The sequence below is a fragment of the Acinetobacter bohemicus ANC 3994 genome, from assembly GCF_000367925.1.
Taxonomy (GTDB): Bacteria; Pseudomonadota; Gammaproteobacteria; order Pseudomonadales; family Moraxellaceae; genus Acinetobacter; species Acinetobacter bohemicus.
In genome coordinates, this window is the sequence record NZ_KB849164.1 from 349,061 (window position 1) to 349,848 (window position 788).

Genomic DNA, 788 nt, shown 5'->3' on the forward strand with positions numbered 1-788 from the left:
ATCACTAATGTCAAAGCAGGTTCCTTAAATGCAACCTCAACAGATGCAGTCAATGGTAGCCAACTTTATGCAACCAACCAAAACGTTGCACAAAACACCACAAGCATCAATGCACTAAACACCACGGTGAGCAACCACGGGACACAAATCAGCATCAATACCGCAGACATTAGCACCTTAAAAGGCGGCTTTACCCTACAAACGAATGGTGCGAATGCAGGTGCAGTCAAAGCAGGCGATACGGTTGATATTGGTGTTGCAGACCCTACAGATACAAACCTTACCGCGACCAAGACAGGCAGAAACATTGCATTTGCTTTAAGCAAAGACTTGAGTCTGACCAGTGTGACCACAGGCAATACGGTTATTAACAATGCAGGACTTACAGCGGACAAAGTCACGGTAGGCAACGTTGTTATTGACAAAACGACCAATAAAATCACAGGCATCGAAGCAGGTACGAACACTAAAGATGCGGTGAACAAAGGTCAATTAGACACATTGGCAGCACAACACGCAGTAACAGACAGTGCGGCAGTGAAATACGACAATGCAGCAACAAAAGACAAAGTTACTTTAGGTGGAGGAGCAGCAGGTACCACGATCACCAATGTGAAAGCAGGTGCAGTCAATGCAAGCTCAAGCGATGCAATTAATGGCAGTCAGCTTTATACAGTATCGAACAGCATTAAAAATGCAATTGGTGGTAGTACGACTATAAATGCAGTGACTGGCGCTATTACTACGACCAACATTGGTGGAACAGGTGCAAACACGATTGATGGTGC

Annotated in this window: 1 pseudogene; it reads left to right on the forward strand. The window is 45.1% G+C overall.

What is annotated here, in order from left to right:
* Window positions 1-788, forward strand: a pseudogene (locus F994_RS01605) (trimeric autotransporter adhesin Ata); the annotation flags it as partial.